This is a genomic window from Apibacter adventoris, assembly GCF_002964975.1.
Taxonomy (GTDB): domain Bacteria; phylum Bacteroidota; class Bacteroidia; order Flavobacteriales; family Weeksellaceae; genus Apibacter; species Apibacter adventoris.
The window spans coordinates 1-403 of record NZ_PSZM01000017.1; the positions used below are offsets into that span (position 1 = coordinate 1).

Here is a 403-nt window from a genome sequence, read left to right on the forward strand (position 1 = left end):
GTAGAAGGATATAATGGCAATTTTGATATTAATCGATGCTATACACTTAAAGCTGAAGCAACTGCAATTGCTCCTTGTATTGTCAACTACGAACCTAATGATTATTTTGCCAAGGCAACAGACATTAATACAAATACTAATTACTATGCAGGAATTGGCTCCTCCGCAGATAAAGATTATTATAAGTTTACACTAAACAGTAAATCTAACGTGACGGTTACTCTACAAAATCTCCCTAAAAATTATGACTTAATCATATATAATATTGCGCAAAATCAAATAGGAAAAAGTGCTCTCGGAGGAACTTCTAATGAGTCCATTACTCTTAATTATCTAAAGCCAGGTACTTATTATGTAGTTGTAGAAGGATATAATGGCAATTTTGATATTAATCGATGCTATA

General features: G+C 32.0%; 1 protein-coding gene. It reads left to right on the forward strand.

Annotated elements, in window-relative coordinates:
- The coding region (locus tag C4S77_RS03015) for a PPC domain-containing protein (RefSeq protein ID WP_181042794.1) at positions 1-403 on the forward strand (403 nt) is incomplete at both ends.